The sequence below is a fragment of the Morganella morganii genome (genome assembly GCF_019243775.1).
GTDB lineage: Bacteria > Pseudomonadota > Gammaproteobacteria > Enterobacterales > Enterobacteriaceae > Morganella > Morganella morganii.
In genome coordinates, this window is sequence record NZ_CP069157.1 from 1327043 (window position 1) to 1345051 (window position 18009).

17 protein-coding genes are annotated in these 18009 nt (G+C 51.9%); 14 read left to right on the top strand and 3 right to left on the bottom strand.

Annotation, left to right across the window (positions count from 1 at the left end; translation table 11 throughout):
• Positions 1–3 precede the first annotated feature (3 nt).
• From hinT to JL661_RS06380, 6 genes are all read left to right on the top strand, one after another.
• A complete protein-coding gene (gene hinT, locus JL661_RS06355) occupies positions 4–354 on the top strand; it encodes a purine nucleoside phosphoramidase (protein WP_004238084.1) in 351 nt (116 codons plus the stop codon).
• 21 nt (positions 355–375) lie between these two features.
• Positions 376–963 (top strand): penicillin-binding protein activator LpoB, encoded by a 588-nt coding sequence (lpoB, locus tag JL661_RS06360; RefSeq protein ID WP_062771377.1) that lies wholly within the window; start codon positions 376–378, stop codon positions 961–963.
• Positions 953–1795, top strand: coding sequence for a protein kinase family protein (locus tag JL661_RS06365; protein ID WP_004238086.1), 843 nt, complete (start codon positions 953–955; stop codon positions 1793–1795). The genes lpoB and JL661_RS06365 overlap by 11 nt, the downstream gene beginning before the upstream one ends.
• A gap of 18 nt (positions 1796–1813) precedes the next feature.
• Positions 1814–2836 (top strand): beta-N-acetylhexosaminidase, encoded by a 1023-nt coding sequence (nagZ, locus tag JL661_RS06370; RefSeq protein WP_015422830.1) that lies wholly within the window; start codon positions 1814–1816, stop codon positions 2834–2836.
• Entirely contained in the window at positions 2833–3381 is a 549-nt protein-coding gene (gene ycfP / locus JL661_RS06375; protein WP_004238088.1) for an alpha/beta hydrolase YcfP, read from the top strand. Before nagZ ends, ycfP begins: the two co-directional genes overlap by 4 nt.
• Before the next feature lie 446 nt (positions 3382–3827).
• On the top strand, positions 3828–5132 hold the full coding sequence (locus JL661_RS06380; RefSeq protein WP_004238091.1) for an NAD(P)/FAD-dependent oxidoreductase: 1305 nt from the start codon (positions 3828–3830) through the stop codon (positions 5130–5132).
• 323 nt (positions 5133–5455) lie between these two features.
• On the opposite strand, the gene JL661_RS06385 is transcribed toward JL661_RS06380, so the two are convergent.
• Complete coding sequence (locus JL661_RS06385) at positions 5456–5680, bottom strand: hypothetical protein (RefSeq protein ID WP_125460926.1); 225 nt, start codon at positions 5678–5680, stop codon at positions 5456–5458.
• On the opposite strand from JL661_RS06385, the gene umoD reads away from it, so the two are divergent.
• Complete coding sequence (gene umoD / locus JL661_RS06390; protein ID WP_004240640.1) at positions 5583–6020, top strand: UmoD family flagellar biogenesis regulator; 438 nt, start codon at positions 5583–5585, stop codon at positions 6018–6020. The two genes, JL661_RS06385 and umoD, sit on opposite strands and share 98 nt — an antisense overlap.
• Positions 6021–6104: 84 nt before the next feature.
• Here the strand turns inward: umoD and JL661_RS06395 are convergent, their stop codons facing one another.
• Both JL661_RS06395 and mfd read right to left on the bottom strand, forming a co-directional pair.
• Complete coding sequence (locus JL661_RS06395; protein WP_062771379.1) at positions 6105–7274, bottom strand: pyridoxal phosphate-dependent aminotransferase; 1170 nt, start codon at positions 7272–7274, stop codon at positions 6105–6107.
• Positions 7275–7422: 148 nt separating this feature from the next.
• On the bottom strand, positions 7423–10863 hold the full coding sequence (gene mfd, locus JL661_RS06400; protein WP_062771381.1) for a transcription-repair coupling factor: 3441 nt from the start codon (positions 10861–10863) through the stop codon (positions 7423–7425).
• A gap of 239 nt (positions 10864–11102) precedes the next feature.
• On the opposite strand from mfd, the gene lolC reads away from it, so the two are divergent.
• From lolC to JL661_RS06435, 7 genes are all read left to right on the top strand, one after another.
• Entirely contained in the window at positions 11103–12305 is a 1203-nt protein-coding gene (gene lolC / locus JL661_RS06405) for a lipoprotein-releasing ABC transporter permease subunit LolC (RefSeq protein WP_004238098.1), read from the top strand.
• Positions 12298–12993 carry a lipoprotein-releasing ABC transporter ATP-binding protein LolD gene (gene lolD, locus JL661_RS06410; protein ID WP_004238099.1) on the top strand — a complete coding sequence of 232 codons (696 nt, stop codon included), beginning with the start codon at positions 12298–12300 and terminating at the stop codon, positions 12991–12993. Before lolC ends, lolD begins: the two co-directional genes overlap by 8 nt.
• Positions 12990–14237 carry a lipoprotein-releasing ABC transporter permease subunit LolE gene (lolE, locus tag JL661_RS06415; RefSeq protein ID WP_032098674.1) on the top strand — a complete coding sequence of 416 codons (1248 nt, stop codon included), beginning with the start codon at positions 12990–12992 and terminating at the stop codon, positions 14235–14237. Before lolD ends, lolE begins: the two co-directional genes overlap by 4 nt.
• 85 nt (positions 14238–14322) lie before the next feature.
• Entirely contained in the window at positions 14323–15171 is an 849-nt protein-coding gene (cobB, locus tag JL661_RS06420; protein WP_024473418.1) for a Sir2 family NAD+-dependent deacetylase, read from the top strand.
• Between the two features lie 51 nt (positions 15172–15222).
• Positions 15223–16455 carry a peptidase T gene (gene pepT, locus JL661_RS06425; RefSeq protein WP_004238103.1) on the top strand — a complete coding sequence of 411 codons (1233 nt, stop codon included), beginning with the start codon at positions 15223–15225 and terminating at the stop codon, positions 16453–16455.
• Between the two features lie 262 nt (positions 16456–16717).
• Positions 16718–17287: a fimbrial protein gene (locus JL661_RS06430; protein WP_004238104.1), complete on the top strand. Its 570-nt coding sequence runs from the start codon at positions 16718–16720 to the stop codon at positions 17285–17287.
• 49 nt (positions 17288–17336) lie between these two features.
• Entirely contained in the window at positions 17337–18005 is a 669-nt protein-coding gene (locus tag JL661_RS06435; protein ID WP_062771382.1) for a fimbrial biogenesis chaperone, read from the top strand.
• The last annotated feature ends 4 nt before the right edge of the window (positions 18006–18009 follow it).

An 18009-nucleotide genomic window follows, 5' to 3' on the forward strand; every position in this document is an offset into this window, starting at 1 on the left:
GTTATGGCCGAAGAAACTATTTTCAGTAAAATTATTCGTCGTGAAATTCCGTCTGATATCGTCTATCAGGATGACAGCGTGACGGCGTTCCGGGATATTTCCCCGCAGGCACCGACACATATTCTGATTATTCCCAACCATCTTATTCCTACTGTGAATGATGTTACGCCGGAAGATGAACAGGTTCTGGGTCATATGATCACGGTCGCGGCCAAAATCGCACAGCAGGAAGGTATTGCGGATGACGGCTACCGCCTGATCATGAACTGTAACCGCCACGGCGGACAGGAAGTGTTCCATATTCATATGCATCTGGTCGGCGGCCATCATCTGGGGCCGATGCTGGCGAAATAACCGGCTGACAGGAGAACGGTGATGAAACGTCTTTTATGTGTGATAGCGTCAGTCTGGCTGCTCGCCGGGTGTCCTTCAACGGCACCGGTGACACCTACGGTACCGGTGGGTACCGTAACACCGCCGCCGGATACCACGCCGCCACCACTGCCGCTGCCGCCGCCGGATACGGTGCCGGTTCCGCCGAAAATGAAAAAAATCGAGTGGGAACAGAGTATTACACCACTGGTTAATCAGATGGTTCACAGCGACGGCGTGAATCAGGGCAGTACGCTGCTGGTGAATAAAGTCGGTAATAAAACCAACAGCAGCCTGCAGACCAGCGTTGCGACCGGTGCGCTGATGAATACCATCGGAAAAACCGGGGTACTGAATGTGATCCCGGCCGGTGCGGTCAGCAGTGCCATGTCGGTGCTGGGTATGGGTGATAACGATACACTGACCCTGCGCAGCAAAGCTATCGGTCTGGCGCGTTATCTGAATGCCGACTATGTGCTGTACAGCGTGGTGACCGGTACCCGTGATGCCCGTCAGATGGAGATGCAACTGATGTCTGTCAGCAGCGGTGAAATCATCTGGTCCGGTAAGGGCGCGGTGCTTGAGCAGTAACCGCGCGTTACTGTTATGCCTCGCTGAACACTTTCCCGCACTGCCTGCCGCCGGCTGGACAATCCGTCCGCTGAACGGGCTGACGCGGGAAAGTGTCAGTATTGAACAAAAAGGTGTATCTCTGATTGGCAGAGCACAGACCGTGCACAGTGCGGATATCGGTGTCAGCCGTCAGAAAGAGGCGCGTATCCTGCACCGGCTGCGTGACAGCGGTCTTGCTCCGCGCGTGGCCGGGTTCAGCCACGGCTGGCTGCTTTTGTACCGGGTGGAGGGTGAAACACTGCCGCCGGAACGGATACAGCAACCGGATTTTATTCCGCAGCTGGCGGCGCTGGTCAGCAATCTGCATAATCAGCCGCTTACCGGGTATCGTCTGCCGCTCAAAGCGCAGGCAGACCGCCACTTTCACCTGACCGACAAACGCCGCCGCACCCCGCAGCTGTTGCGTATTCATCGTCACTTTATGCGCGAAGCAGAGCCTCAGCCGCTGAAACTGGCGCCTGCACATATGGATATCCACCCCGGCAACATTGTGACGGCGGCAGGGGAACTGCATCTGATTGACTGGGAATATGCTGCTGATACCGATATCGGTCTGTCTCTCGCCACACTTTTTCGTGCCAATCACTGGTCACTGACGTTAATTCACACTTTTCTGCGTTATTATTCTGCTTATCACTGTCCGCAGCGCGTACTGGCGCAGACCTGCCGCTGGCAGGCACGGGCAGATTATATGATGGTTATGTGGTTCGAGAGCCGCTGGGGACAAACCGGCGACCCGCAGTTTCTGCAATACCCGGCCGCGCTGAAAGCCGCCGCCGGGCTCAGGTAAATACAACGAGGTTTCACCATGGGTCCTGTAATGTTAGATGTTGAAGGGTATGAGCTGGACAGCGAAGAGCGCGAGATCCTGCGCCACCCTTCAGTCGGGGGAGTGATTCTCTTTACCCGTAATTTCCATGACACGGCACAGCTGCGGGAACTGACGCGGCAGATCCGTGAAGCCACCCGCGACAACCGGGTTGTGATTGCGGTTGACCAGGAGGGCGGCCGCGTCCAGCGGTTTAAAGATGGCTTTACCCGCCTGCCGGCGGCACAGTCTTTTGCACAGTTTAATGACCTGCTCACCGGCTCTGCGCTGGCGGAAGAGGCGGGCTGGCTGATGGCGGCGGAAATGATCGCTATGGATATTGATATCAGTTTCGCGCCGGTGCTGGATCTGGGGCACGGCAGCGCGGCTATCGGCTCACGCGCGTTCCATGAGGACGGCGACATTGCGGCGCAGATGGCGGAACGCTTTGTGCGCGGTATGCGCAGTGCCGGGATGTCGAGCACCGGTAAACACTTCCCGGGGCACGGCGCAGTCAGTGCGGATTCTCACAAGGAAACGCCGCGTGATGAGCGCGACCCGGCGGTGATCCGTGGTAAAGACATGGCGATTTTCCGCGAATTTATCCAGCGCGGCCTGCTTGATGCTGTGATGCCCGCACATGTGATCTACACACAGATTGATGATCGTCCGGCGAGCGGTTCATCTTACTGGCTGAAATCGGTGCTGCGTCAGCAACTCGGGTTTGACGGGGTGATTTTCTCGGATGACCTGTCAATGGAAGGGGCGGCGGTGATGGGCGGCTATGCAGAGCGTGGTCAGGCATCACTGGATGCGGGCTGCGATATGATCCTGGTCTGTAATAACCGCAGAGGTGCTGTGACTATCCTTGATAATTTGCCTGTTATCACGGCACAACGTATTGATAAGTTGTATCATCGGGGTAAAGGTTATGATCTGACCGAACTGCAGCGCAGTGAGCGCTGGCAGCAGGCGAACAAAACCCTATCCGTATTACACGAACAATGGCAGGAGCGAGCATGATTATTTATCTTCATGGATTTGATTCAACCAGCCCGGGCAATCATGAAAAAGTGATGCAGCTGAAATTTGCGGATCCGGATGTCCGTTTTATCAGTTACAGCACGCTTCATCCGCGTTATGACATGAAATATCTGCTGACCGAAGTGGATAAAGCGGTAAAACAGAGCGAAGGACCGGCCATTGTGCTGGGCGTGGGTCTGGGGGGCTTCTGGGCTGAGCGTGTCGGATATCTGTGCGGGATCCGCCAGGTGATGGTGAACCCTAACCTGTTCCCGTATGAAAATATGGAAGGCAAAATCGACCGCCCGGAAGAGTATCTGGATATCATGACCAAGTGTATCTCGGATTTCCGCGAGCTGAACCGGCAGAACTGCCTGGTGCTGTTGTCCCGCAATGATGAGGCGCTGGATAACCAGCGTGCGCATGACACGCTGTCACCGTACTATCAGGTTATCTGGGATGAAGAACAGACCCACAAGTTTAAGGATCTGTCCCGTCATTTACAGGAAATCAAAGGGTTTAAAACCGCGTTTAAAAAAGCCTGATATCACCGCCTCTCGGTAAAACAGCCGCGCCTGCTGAAGGCGCGGTATTTTTTTCCCCCGCAACTGAAGCGATTCCTGTCTCAAATCTGCCTTTTCTGTGATCGTTCTCTTACGTATCTTTCCGGTCATTGCGTTATATCAATAACTTTCTGGTGCTGAATCAGCAAGATAACGGGCTTTTTTCATCTGCGGGTGTGAAAAGTTAATCCGGTGATTAAAGAAAGCATCAGAGGTAAACCAAAAGTAAAATAGTTTTGTTAAATTTAAAATAATGTTTGCATTTTTCCGCCGGATTACCCAGAATTTGATTATGATCAAATATGGTATGACCAAATTACCTGTTGTGGTATACCATGGTGTGACACGATTCAGTTTTATCTGATGTTATCTCACTGTTTTTCCTGAAGAGCCCTGAGATAACGTTAGATTATTTTTCAGAGGATGTTATGACTACACCGAATACGAAGATTGTGATTATCGGCGGTGGCGCAGGCGGGCTGGAACTGGCAACGCAACTCGGCCACAAATTAGGTAAGAAGAAAAAAGCGGAAATCACTCTGGTCGATCGCAACAGCAGCCACCTGTGGAAACCGCTGTTACACGAAGTGGCGACCGGTTCTCTGGATGACGGCGTGGATGCCCTGAGCTACCTGGCGCATGCCCGCAATCACTATTTCAATTTCCAGCTGGGTTCAATGACCGGACTGGATCGCGACAGTAAAAATATCACCCTGGCAGAAATCCGTGATAACAACGGTGACCTGCTGGTACCGGAGCGTGAGCTGGATTATGACATTCTGGTGATGGCGCTGGGCAGTACCTCCAACGATTTCGGTACACCGGGGATCAAAGAAAACTGCATCTTCCTCGACAGCCCGTCACAGGCAAACCGCTTCCATAATGAGATGCTGAACCTGTTCCTGAAATACTCCGCCAGCCACGGCGAAGGCGACAAAGTGAATATCGCGATTGTCGGCGGCGGGGCGACCGGAGTGGAACTGTCAGCAGAACTGTATAATGCCGTTGAGCAGCTTCACAGCTACGGTTTTAAAGGCCTGAATACCGATGCACTGAATGTGACGCTGGTGGAGGCGGGTGAGCGTATTCTGCCTGCTCTGCCGCCGAAAATTGCCGGTGCCGCTCACCAGGAGCTCACCAAACTGGGTGTGCGTGTGATGACGCAGACCATGGTCACCAGCGCCGATGAATCCGGCCTGAACACCAAAGACGGCGAGCATATCACGGCGAGCCTGATGGTCTGGGCGGCAGGTATCAAAGCGCCTGATTTCCTGAAAGAGATTGGCGGGCTGGAAACCAACCGTATTAATCAGCTGGTGGTCAAACCAACACTCCAGACCACCCGTGATGACGCAATTTTCGCTATCGGTGACTGCTCATCCTGCCCGAAAAAAGAGGGCGGATTTGTTCCGCCGCGCGCGCAGTCAGCACATCAGATGGCGACCCGCTGCTATCACAACATCCTTGCGGTACTCAATGATAAGCCGCTGAAGGATTATGTGTTTAAAGATCACGGCTCACTGGTTTCCCTCTCCCGGTTCAGTACGGTCGGGAGCCTGATGGGTAACCTGATGCGCGGGAATATGATGATTGAAGGGCGTATTGCCCGTGTGATGTATATTTCTCTGTATCGTATGCATCAGATTGCGCTGCACGGTTATATTAAAACCGGGCTGATGATGCTGGTTGGCGGTATAAACCGGATTATCCGTCCGCGGCTGAAATTACATTAATTGATCTTCCCCAAAAATGACGCTTCCGGGCGTCATTTTTTATAATAATAAACCCTGCTCAGAACAGGGAAATATACATTGTACAGATTTGATATAAAGCCGGAAAATGCATTATTTAACAGGAGTTCAGTATCATCACTAACAGATAATTCCGGTGGTAATGAACAAAATAAGGCAGATACTGCTCTTTATTAATTATTGTTGATCGTTGTCAGTACACACACAGTCAGGTTGAATTAATAAATTACAGGGACAGAATTATTGTTTCATCATTATTATTTAACTTTTATTTAGCGGTGCTGTGGGAATATAGTCCGGTAAGATTAATCGTTAAAAATAAAACCGGGTTTGATAGGAATAATCCCAATTATTACCGCTGGATATTTATATAATTTGACAATGAATAAAAATGAACGAAAACCATTATCACGAATAACATTCACAGGGCTTGTGCTTCTGTTTGTTATTTTTGCGGTAATCATTTCTTTTGCTGTGACAAAGAATAAACATCCCGCTGTTGCTGAGGTTCTCTCATCCGAACCTATCATGGCAACGGTGCCTGTACGCCATGAATACTGTGACCTGACAACCATGCCGGGTCCGTACAAGCGTGAACTCCTGGATATCGTCCACCCGACTGAGCAGGTCTGCACCCCGTACCTGCTGTATGAAACCCTGCTGCATGCACCGAAGGTGTACGGTGGCCCGACATACCGCTCCTGTACGACGGCATACACCTATGAGCACCGGATTGTCGGCTATGATGTGGTGTATAGAATCAATGACACCGTCGGTAAGGTCAGAATCAATTATAATCCGGGTGATGTCATGCCGGTGGATAATACCGGGCGGCTGATCATTTTACCCGGGCTGAATACAGTAAAATAAAGTGTGTTACAGACAAAAAATAAGAATACCGGTTTATGTCATAAACCGGTATTCACCACGTTTTTTATTTAATGTAACCGGAAATTAAACCCAGCCCTTCTGACGAAACTGCTTTAATACCGCCACAAATTGCTGCATCTCTTCCGGCGTGCCTAATGTCAGGCGGCTCCAGCCGGTTACCGGCGGAAATTCACGGCCGACCATTATATGGTTTTCTTTCATCCGCTGCTGATAGGTTTTTACATCTCCGGTCACCTTATGGAAGATGAAATTAGCCTGTGAGGGCGCATAAGGCAGATTTAATTCCTTCAGTGCGGCAACCACAATTTCCCGTGAAACATCCGTTGAATGGCGGCTGTAATCAATAAACGGTTTATCATTCAGGGATGCCAGTGCGGAAACTGCACCTGCTATATTAGTATTATCGATAGAATTGAAAATATTTACCTGTTCCGTTACTGCCGGTACGGAAATACCGTAACCGACACGAAGCCCGGCCAGGGCAAATATTTTCGAGAAAGTGCGTGTCACGATAATATTGGATTTTCCGGCAGCCACCCATTCAACCGCACTTTTAAATTGCGGATCAGACACAAATTCCGCATATGCCTCATCAATAATAAAATTCTGCTGCGGCGGTGCCTGGTTTACCCACTGTGCGAGTTGTGATGCCGGGGTGATCATAGCGGTCGGGTTATTCGGGTTACAGATATAGATAACGGAATGACCGGCAAAGTTATCGGCGATCGCCTGCATGGCTGTGAGGTCGAAAGAGAGATCGGCTTTCAGCGGCACTTTGACAATATTGACGCCCAGCGGCTCAGCATACAGTTCGGCATAATTGAATGTCGGATCCGGTACAATCAGCTGCACCGGCTGCTGTTTTTTCTGTGCATCCGCCACCAGCATCTGCACAGCCGCCTGAATGGTTTCTGAGGAACCATTTCCGAGGCTGATGTGTTCCGGTGTCAGTGAGAAATGCGCGGCAATCTGCTCAATCAGCGCTTCGCGGGCAGCATCCGGATAGCGGAATGCGCCGGGAAGGGCGTCAATAATCGCCTGACGGGCTTTCGGAGACATCCCCAGTGAGTTTTCATTGAAGTTCAGCAGCAGCGGATTTTCCGCGCTGAGCGGCGCTGCTTTGGTTGTTGGTGAGACAGTACCGGTGGCGGCCTGACTGGTGGTGACCAGAGAGGCGGCGGTTAATCCGCCGAGCGCGATCCCTGTTGATTTCAGAAACGAACGACGATCCATAGTATTTACCCTGTTGTTGTCATTATATTTTGGTAAATACTAACCGAACTAATAATCACCTTGCAAATTAATATTCACAATAAATGGATTTTTATTCATTTTTAAGGTACCGGCCGAAACCGGCACCTGACAGAGAGGATGTTGTACGTTATACCGGATGAGCGGCAAATGCAGTCAGTAAATCCGCGATAAACTCAATGCGTTTGGTGCGGTCGGTCAGGTCACAGATAAATTTCAGTTTTGACGGGCCGTCCAGCCGGTACTGTTTCGGGTTATTTTGCAAAAGCCCGATAAGATACGCCGGGTCGACATGGTTTTTCTCACTGAACTCAACAAAACCGCCTTTCTCCTGCGCCTCAATCCGGCGGATCCCCAGGTCCTGTGCCTGCAGGCGCAGACCCGCTGCCGCCAGCAGGTGACGACCGGCATCCGGCAGCAGACCGAAGCGGTCAATCAGCTCAATTTTCAGCTCGGTCAGTTCGGTATCGCTGCGCGCGCTGGCAATCCGTTTGTAGAAGGAGAGGCGCATGTTTACATCCGGCAGGTAATCTTCCGGCAGCAGGGCCGGCATACGCAGCTCCACTTCGGTCTGGCTCTGCGTGAGATCTTCCAGTGACGGCTCTTTGCCGCTTTTCAGGGAATCAACCGCACTTTCCAGCATTTCCATATAGAGTGTGAAACCAACGCTGGCCATCTGGCCGCTCTGATCCTCGCCCAGCAGCTCACCCGCACCACGGATTTCCAGGTCATGAGTGGCGAGAGCAAATCCGGCTCCTAAATCTTCCAGAGAAGCAATTGCTTCCAGGCGTTTATGGGCATCGGTGGTCATGGCTTTCGGGTGTGGCGTCAGCAGATAAGCATAGGCCTGATGGTGTGAACGCCCGACACGGCCGCGCAGCTGATGCAGCTGTGCCAGCCCGAAATGATCGGCCCGTTCGATGATAATGGTATTGGCGCTGGGAATATCGATACCGGTTTCAATAATCGTGGTGCATACCAGCACATTAAAACGCTGATGGTGGAAATCGGTCATGACCCGTTCCAGCTCGCGCTCACGCATCTGTCCGTGGCCGACTGCCACACGGGCTTCCGGTACCAGTTCCGCAATACGGTTGCGGGCTTTTTCAATATTCTCCACATCATTGTAGAGATAATAGACCTGGCCGCCGCGCAGTACCTCACGCAGAATCGCCTCCCGCACCACCAGCTCATCATACTGACGGACAAAGGTTTTCACCGCCAGCCGTCTTGCCGGCGGGGTGGCGATAATAGAAAGGTCCCGCATGCCGCTCATCGCCATATTCAGGGTACGCGGAATCGGGGTGGCGGTGAGGGTCAGGATATCCACATTGGCGCGCATTGCCTTGATGCGCTCTTTATGGCGGACACCAAAGCGGTGCTCTTCGTCCACCACCAGCAGGCCGAGATCATGCCAGTGCACATCGCTCTGCAACAGCTTATGTGTGCCGATAATGATATCCACTTTTCCTTCTCTGGTATCATCCAGCACCTGCTGCTGCTCTTTGGCGCTGCGGAAACGGGACAGAACTTCAATCCGCACCGGCCAGTTGGCGAAACGGTCACGGAAGTTATCATAATGCTGCTGCGCGAGCAGAGTGGTCGGCACCAGCACAGCAACCTGCTTGTGGTTATGGACGGCGAGGAAGGCCGCCCGCATTGCGACCTCGGTTTTACCGAAACCGACATCACCGCACACCAGCCGGTCCATCGCCACCGGCTGACACATATCGCTCAGCACGGCATTAATAGCCTGCTCCTGATCCGGAGTGGTTTCAAACGGGAAAGACTGGCAAAACTCGCGGTACTGTTCGCGATCATGTTTAAAGGCAAAGCCGGGTTTGACGGCCCGCTGTGCATAAATATCCAGTAACTGTGCCGCCACATCGCGGACTTTTTCCGCTGCTTTCTGACGTGCTTTGCTCCAGGCTTCACCGCCGAGTTTATGCAGCGGGGCGCTTTCATCTGCCCCTCCGGCATAGCGGCTGATCAGATGCAGCGATGACACCGGGACATACAGTTTGTCTTCCCCGGCGTAGGTGAGGATCAGGTATTCTGCCTTGATCCCCCCGGCCTCCAGGGTGGTTAATCCCTGATAGCGGCCGACCCCGTGCTCCAGATGCACTACCGGCTGACCGGGGCGCAGTTCCGCGAGGTTGCGGATCAGGGTGTCGGTGTTAATTGTGCGGCGGGTGTCCTGGCGGCGGCGCACCACTCGCTCACCCAGCATATCGCTTTCGCAGATCAGGACGCGCTGACGGTCGTTATCAACAAAGCCGTGCTCAGCGGCACCGATCATGACATAAATACCCGGCACGGTAGCATCCGTCAGACTGCGGATTTCCGCCGGTTTGATTTTGATGCGCGCCAGCAGTTCCTGTACGCTTTCGCGCCGTCCCTCACTTTCCACCGAGAAAATCACGGCAGCCTCTGTGCTTTCCAGGAAGCGGCGCAGCGGGTCAAGCGGGGATTTCAGCTGCGGATTGACTTTCAGATCCGGCAGAGCGGTATAGCCGAGGTTGGTATTGGCGGCTTTGCGTGGCAGTTTGTCATTATTGAGCCGCACACGCGGCAGCGTTTTCATCTGCTGATTGAGTTCTTCCGGTGTCAGCCACAGCTGTGACGGCGGCAGTAACGGGCGCATCGGATCCACACCCCGGCTCTCAAAACGCTGTTGCACATCACGGCGGAAGCGGTCGGCGGATTCCTGTAAATCCTGGGTCACCAGCAGGGTGTTATCCGGCAGATAGTCAAACAGCGGTACCAGCGGTGCGGTGAAAAACAGCGGCTGCCAGTACTCGATACCGGCGGGCAGGGTACCTTTGCTGACCTGCTGATAAACATGCTCCGGGTCGCGGCGCACCTCAAAGGTTTCCCGCCACTGACTGCGGAACAGCTCGATAGCATCTTTATCCGTCGGGAATTCGTGAGCAGGCAGAAGATTGATCGCATTCACTTCATCGAGGGTGCGCTGGGTGTCGACATCAAAGGTGCGCAGGCTGTCGATTTCATCATCAAAGAAATCAATCCGGAACGGCAGTTCGCTGCCCATCGGAAACAGATCCAGCAATGCGCCGCGAATGGCAAACTCGCCGTGCTCCAGTACTTGTTCGACACTACGGTAGCCGCCCTGAACCAGCTCTTCACGCAGCTTATCCCGCGACAGCTTTTCCCCTTTGGCCATCACCAGCGCATGACTGGTGAGAAATTCAGGCGGACACACTTTCTGCATCAGTGTATTGACCGGCAGAATCAGTGCGCCTTTTTCGAGGGTCGGCAGACGGTATAATGTGGATAACCGGTTGGAGATAATCTCCTGGTGCGGCGAAAAACTGTCATACGGCAGGGTTTCCCAGTCGGCAAGGGTTTCTGCCGGGAGCGCGGTAAACTGGCGGATTTCATCCCGCAGCCGCAGGGCATTCTGCATATCGCGGGTCACCAGGATAACGGGGCCGTCGTGTTGTTCAATTATCGACGCGGTTTCCACCGCACAGGCTGCACCGGTCATTTCACCGAGCTGGCGGGTGTCTGCGGCACGGGCCGGGAGTTCATAGCGTGTTTTCAGCGACATTCGGTTTTCCATCGGGCTACGTGTTTCTGTCAGGTAACAAGGTTCTGCCATACCGGAGTGGCTTGTCCGGGCAATAAAAGGCCGCCGCGCTGCCGGTCCGGAGGTGGTCTGATACCGGCAACACGCTGACCGTCAATGAAAAAAAACTGCCGCAAACGGGCGGGAGTGGTTCCATTCATCAACCGGAGCCTTTATTATCCCTGAACACTTCGCTTTGGCAACAGGGGCGTTCAGATTTCATGTTTCAGTCTGTCTCATTTTTAATCGGTCTGCGTTACATGCGGGGACGCGGCACGGATCGCTTTGCCCGTTTTGTCTCGCTGCTTTCCGCCATCGGCATCACGCTGGGGGTGACAGCACTTATCACCGTGACATCCGTGATGAACGGTTTTGAACGCTCATTGCAGCAGAGTATCCTCGATTTTATGCCGCAGGCGGTAATCACCACCGGAAACGGCGTGCTGGATCCGCAGACACATCCGGTCTCACAATTAGCCGGGCTGCGTGATGTGGTAAAAACCGCCCCGATTGTCACCGGTGATGTGGTATTGCAGAGCACCGGCAATGTGGGGATCGCCTCCGTGACCGGAATTGATCCGCTGGGGGATGAACCGCTGATGAATTATCTGGTGAATACCCGGCCATCCGACCTGGCGGCAGGTCAGTATCATGTGGTGGTCGGCGAAGGCGTGGCGAAACGCATGGGGCTTAAACGCGGGGATAGTGTCCGTATCCTGGTGCCGAATGTGTCGCAGCTGACGCCGATGGGACGCATCCCGAGCCAGCGCCTGTTCACCGTGGCGGGCTTTTTTTCCTCCGGCAGTGAATCCGATAACACCCAGGTGCTGATGAATCAGGAGGATGCGGCACGTCTGATGCGCTATCCGGCGGGTAATATCACCGGCTGGCGTCTCTATCTGTCACAGCCGTTACAGGTGGACAGCCTCAGTCAGCAGACATTACCGGAAGGGCTGGTCTGGACAGACTGGCGCGTGCAGAAAGGTGAGTTTTTCCAGGCTGTGCGCATGGAGAAAAATATGATGGGGCTGCTGCTCAGCCTGATTATCGCCGTGGCCGCGTTTAATATCATTACCTCACTGGCCTTGCTGGTGATGGAAAAACAGACCGAAGTGGCCATCCTGAAAACCCTGGGAATGACACGCGGCAAAATTATGCTGATCTTTATGATTCAGGGCGCGGGGGCAGGGATCCTCGGCTCGGTGATCGGCGTTCTGCTGGGCACACTGCTATCGTCACAACTGAATATTCTGATGCCGCTGCTGGGGCTGATCCCGAAAGGAATCGCGCTGCCGACGGTCATTGAGCCGCTGCGCGTCATCACTATCGGCGCGGCTGCCATGCTTATCTCTTTATTATCCACACTCTGGCCTGCGTGGCGGGCGGCAGCGGTACAACCCGCGGAGGCTTTACGTTATGAGTGAGTTATTACTGGCATGTCGTCAGTTATGCAAATCTTATCATGAGGGCACAGTGGAAACTGATGTCCTGAAACAGGTTAATTTTGAACTCCGGCGCGGGGATATGCTGGCGATTGTCGGCAGTTCCGGTTCAGGGAAAAGTACGCTGCTGCATCTGCTCGGCGGGCTGGATTCCCCGACCTCCGGTGAGGTGATTTTTAACGGCACGGCACTTTCCGCCATGAGCCAGAACGCTCTGTCGGCGCTGCGTAATCAGGAAATGGGCTTTATCTATCAGTTCCACCATCTTCTGCCGGACTTCACGGCGGCGGAAAACGTGGCGATGCCGCTGCTGATCGGCGGTATGGCGCGGGATAAAGCGCTGGCACAGGCGGGGGAGATGCTGGAGCGGGTTGGTGTGGCAGCGCGTGCCCATCATCGTCCGTCTGAGCTCTCCGGCGGGGAGCGTCAGCGGGTGGCGATTGCCCGTGCGCTGGTGAATAAACCGTCACTGGTTCTGGCGGATGAACCGACCGGTAACTTAGATCAGCGCAATGCGCAGAGCATTTTTGATTTGTTATCCGAACTGAATAAAACCCTCGGCACAGCCTTCCTGGTGGTTACCCATGACCTCGCCCTGGCGGCGAAAATGGGGCGGCAGATGGAAATGCGCGACGGTATTCTGAATGCACAGCCGGAGACGGCGCTATGAATGCACTACCGCTGTCATTACTGACTGCGCTGCGTTTCAGCAAAGGGCGGAAACGGGCGGGAATGGTCTCGCTGATTTCCGTTATTTCCACCCTGGGGATCACGCTCGGGGTGGCGGTACTGATTATCGGGCTGAGTGCCATGAACGGCTTTGAGCGTGAGCTGGAGAACCGGGTACTTTCCGTGGTGCCGCAGGGGCAGATTTCCACTGTTGAGCAGCCGTTTGATACCTGGGCGCAGAGCCTGCTGCGGATCAAAAATACTCCGGGTGTGGTGGCCGCCAGCCCGTATATTGAATTTACCGGGCTGGCAGAAAAAGGCAGTAAATTACAGGCCATGCAACTAATGGGTGTGGATCCGGTCACTCAGAAATTGGTGAGCGGATTGCCGGAATTTGTGGCGGATAATGCATGGGCGGATTTTCAGGCCGGGAAAAATCAGATAATCCTTGGTGACGGCGCGGCAAAATCCCTCGGTGTTGCGCAGGGTGACTGGCTCACCATCATGATCCCGAATCACGACAGCACGGAGCGCCTGTTACAACCGAAACGTATCCGTTTGCAGGTCGCGGGGATTTTCCGCTTAAGCGGCATGCTGGATCACAGGCTGGCGCTGCTGCCGCTGGAAGATGCACAGCAGTACCTGGATTACGGTGAGGGTGTCACCGGGATTGAAATCCGCACGGATAATGTTTTCAATGCCAATGACGTGGTTCTGCGGGCGGCGGAAGCCAGCCGTGAACATGTCTTTTATAAAAGCTGGATCAACGAATACGGCTATATGTACAGCGACATTCAGTTAGTGCGCAGTATTATGTATCTGGCCATGATTCTGGTGATTGGTGTGGCGTGCTTCAATATCGTTTCCACCCTGATTATTGCCGTGAAAGATAAAAGCGGGGATATCGCCATTTTGCGCACTCTTGGTGCGAAAGACAGCCTGATCCGCTCCATTTTCCTCTGGTACGGACTGCTGACCGGCATGGTCGGCTGTATCAGCGGGGCGGTTCTCGGCACACTGGCGGCGCTGAATCTGACACCGCTTATCCGCGGTATTGAATTTCTTATCGGGCACAAACTGTTGTCCGGCGATGTCTATTTTATTGATTTTCTGCCGTCGGAGCTGCGGCTGACCGATCTGCTGTATGTGGTCTTAACCACCATTGTGCTGAGCCTGCTGGCAAGCTGGTATCCGGCGAGACGCGCCTGCCGCCTTGAACCGGCACGTATTCTGAGCGGGCAGTAAAGCCCGCAGGAATTGTAATGATTTTTGAATCCGAAGTGCGGATGCATTACCCTGAACGGAGACAGTGATGAACAAAGGCCGGATTATGCGCAGAACGCACCGATTAAGAAAGTTACGCAAACAGCGGCGGATCCTGCGCCAGCGTTTTCACTTACGCTTTTTCTATCGCGATAAATGGATGGCCGGAAAAATGGATCAGTTTAAACCTAAAATTGTTGTGCTGACCGGCGCGGGTATCTCCGCCGAGTCCGGGATCCGGACATTCCGTTCGGAAGACGGGCTGTGGGAAGAGCACAACATCGAGGATGTGGCGACGCCGGAAGGCTATGCCCGCAATCCGCGTCTGGTGCAGCAGTTTTACAATGACCGCCGCCGCCAGTTACAGTCCCCTGACGTGCAGCCGAACCCGGCACATCTCGCCCTGGCGGAGCTGGAACAGGTGCTGGGGGATAACTTCCTGCTGGTCACCCAGAATATTGATAACTTGCATGAGCGGGCAGGTAGTCAGCGGATTATTCATATGCACGGCGAGTTGCTGAAAATTCGCTGTGCGATGTCCGGACAGGTTCAGTCGTGCACCGGTGACCTGTCAGCGGATGAGCGCTGCCACTGTTGTCAGTTCCCGTCACCGCTGCGGCCGCATATTGTCTGGTTCGGTGAAATGCCGTTCGGCATGGATGAAATCTATCAGGCACTGAATGATGCGGATATCTTTATCGCCATCGGTACCTCCGGGCATGTCTATCCGGCGGCCGGGTTTGTCCATGAGGCACGGCTGTGCGGGGCACATACAGTGGAACTCAATCTGGAACCGAGTAAGGTGCAGAGTGAGTTTGAGGAGTGTCACTACGGTCCTGCCGGGCAGGTGGTGCCGGAGTATGTCCGTCAGCTGCTGGCGCAGATTAACAACACTAAATCTGATTTGACGCAATAACTCAATTTATGTTTCCCCGATAATAAGAAATCAATGTTATTGGGGGAACACATGGATAAGTTATTAGAGCGCTTTTTCGGTTATGTCTCTTTTGACACGCAGTCGAAGCCGTCAGCCAAGCTGACACCAAGCAGCGACGGTCAGTTAAGGCTGGCGCGTGCTCTGGAAAAAGAGCTGAAAACGCTGGGGTTATCAGATGTCTCGCTGGATGATAACGGCTGCGTGATGGCAACGTTACCGGCGAATGTTGACTGGCCGGTACCGGTTATCGGTTTTATTTCTCACCTTGATACCTCACCGGATTTCTCCGGGCGTAATGTGAATCCTCAGGTTCTGGAAAATTACCGTGGTGGTGATATCGCACTCGGCATCGGCGATGAAGTGCTGTCGCCGGTAATGTTCCCGGTGCTGCACACCATGCTGGGTAAAACCCTGATTATGACCGACGGTAAAACCCTGCTGGGTGCGGATGACAAAGCCGGTATCGCAGAAATCATCACTGCCATGGTACGTCTGAAAAACAGTGATATTCCGCACGGTGATATCCGCATTGCCTTCACGCCGGATGAAGAAATCGGCCGTGGCGCGCAGTATGTGGATCTGAAAAAATTCGGTGCGCAGTGGGCTTATACCGTTGATGGCGGTGGTGTCGGTGAGCTGGAATATGAAAACTTCAATGCGGCGGCAGTTGCCATCCGTATTGAGGGCAATAACGTGCATCCGGGCAGTGCCAAAGGTGTGATGGTGAACGCGCTGTCACTGGCAACCCGCATCCACAGCGAATTACCGCCGGAAGAAACGCCGGAAAATACCGAAGGGTATGAAGGTTTCTATCATCTGCAAAGCATCAAAGGCACGGTTGAACGCGCGGAAATGAACTATATCATCCGTGATTTTGACCGTAACAATTTTGAAAAACGCAAAAGCAATATGATTGCGATTGCCGAGAAAGTCGGTAAAGGTCTGCATCCGGACTGCTATATCGAGCTGACGATTGATGACAGCTATTACAATATGCGCGACCATGTGGTGAAACACCCGCATGTGATTGAACTGGCCAAACAGGCAATGATTGACTGCGATATTGAACCGGATATCAAACCTATTCGTGGTGGTACTGACGGTGCGCAACTCTCTTACCGTGGTCTGCCGTGCCCGAATCTGTTTACCGGTGGTTATAACTTCCACAGTAAACACGAGTTTATCTCACTGGAAGGCATGGAACAGGCAGTTTCCGTGATTATGCGGATTGCAGAATTAACTGCACTGGATATGAAGAAATAAATAATTCACATATCAATTAAATATTATAAAGGCCATCTTGCATAAGATGGCTTTTTTATTAAATAAACTGACTTAAATAAACAGTAAGATTATTATGTTGATGTGATTTTTTATCACTCACTGATTAATCTTTGTTTTGTGTTTGTTTATCTCCTGCTGGTATAGTCATCCGCTTGTCAATATTTAGTGTATGATTATATCTGTTCAGATAATACATGTCATAAGAAACATATATTTGTTGAATATTTAAAAGGTAATTTTTATGTCTTTATTTAAAAGAAAGTTAATTATTTCATCCTTACTTTTATTTTCCTTTAATGCATTCTCTGCGGATGGTGATGTTAATGAAATCGCTCCGGAAGTCGACGTCGATCCCAAAGAAATAACAGGGAATATCAGATTTACAGGGAAAATCACTGACTCAAGCTGTGATATTACACTAAAAGATAAAGATGTTTATCTGGGCGAGCATTCAGTCGCTAAACTGAAGAAAAATGATGACAGAACGGAAGAAAAAGCCTTTGATATTTCTCTGATTAACTGTTCATTAGCAATGACATCGCTGAAAATCAAAATGGAGGGCACGGCGCATGCAGACAATGCAACGCTGTATGCATTGGATGCCAATGAAAAAAGTGCCGGAAAAGTAGGGATCAGCATTGCGACTGCTGAAGGGCAGCAGGTAACGCCGGCAGGTGGCTATCGTGATATTCTGCTAAAGGCCGATTCCCGTGATTATACTCTGAATTATACCGCAGCGTATCAGGCTACCGGCCTGGCAACACCGGGTGAAGGTAATGCAACGGTGAATTACACTGTTTCTTATGAGTAACATTTAATACCGGCGGCAACAGGTGTTGCCGCCCCGGATAAACAGCATCATGAAAATCGGTTTTACTTTTCTTATTATTACTTTTCTGACAATGAGTCAGGCGATTGCTGCCGTGGTTGTCGGCGGCACCCGGTTTATTTATCCGCAGGATAAAAAAATGATCACAATTCCTGTTGATAATACGGATAAAAAATCAGCCTATTTAATTCAGAGCTGGGTTGAAAAAAAAGATGGCATGACGAAAAGTAAGGACTTTATTCTCACGCCGGTTATTTTTCAGCTGGATGCAGGAAAAAAAGGAATTTTGCGTGTCATGCTGAAAAAAACAGAATTTCCGGATGACAGAGAGTCATTACTCTGGCTGAATATAAAAGGCATTCCGGAAACAGATGAAAACAGAGAAAATAAACTTCAGATTGTTATTAATTCAAAGTTTAAATTATTCTATCGCCCTGCAGGATTAACTGAGCCTGATTATAATAAACTGAGGTATGAACGAAAAGGAAACAGAATAAAAATCATTAATGACTCACCTTTTCATATCACCGTCAGAAATATTTTGGTTAATAATAAGGAATATACTGTTTCGGAGATGATAGTTCCCTTCGAATCATTAACTGTACCGGTAACAACTATTCATAGTAATGACGAAATAACCATAAGCTACATCTCCGATTTTGGCGGGATTATTTCTAAACCTGTTGTTTTTGATAAATAATATT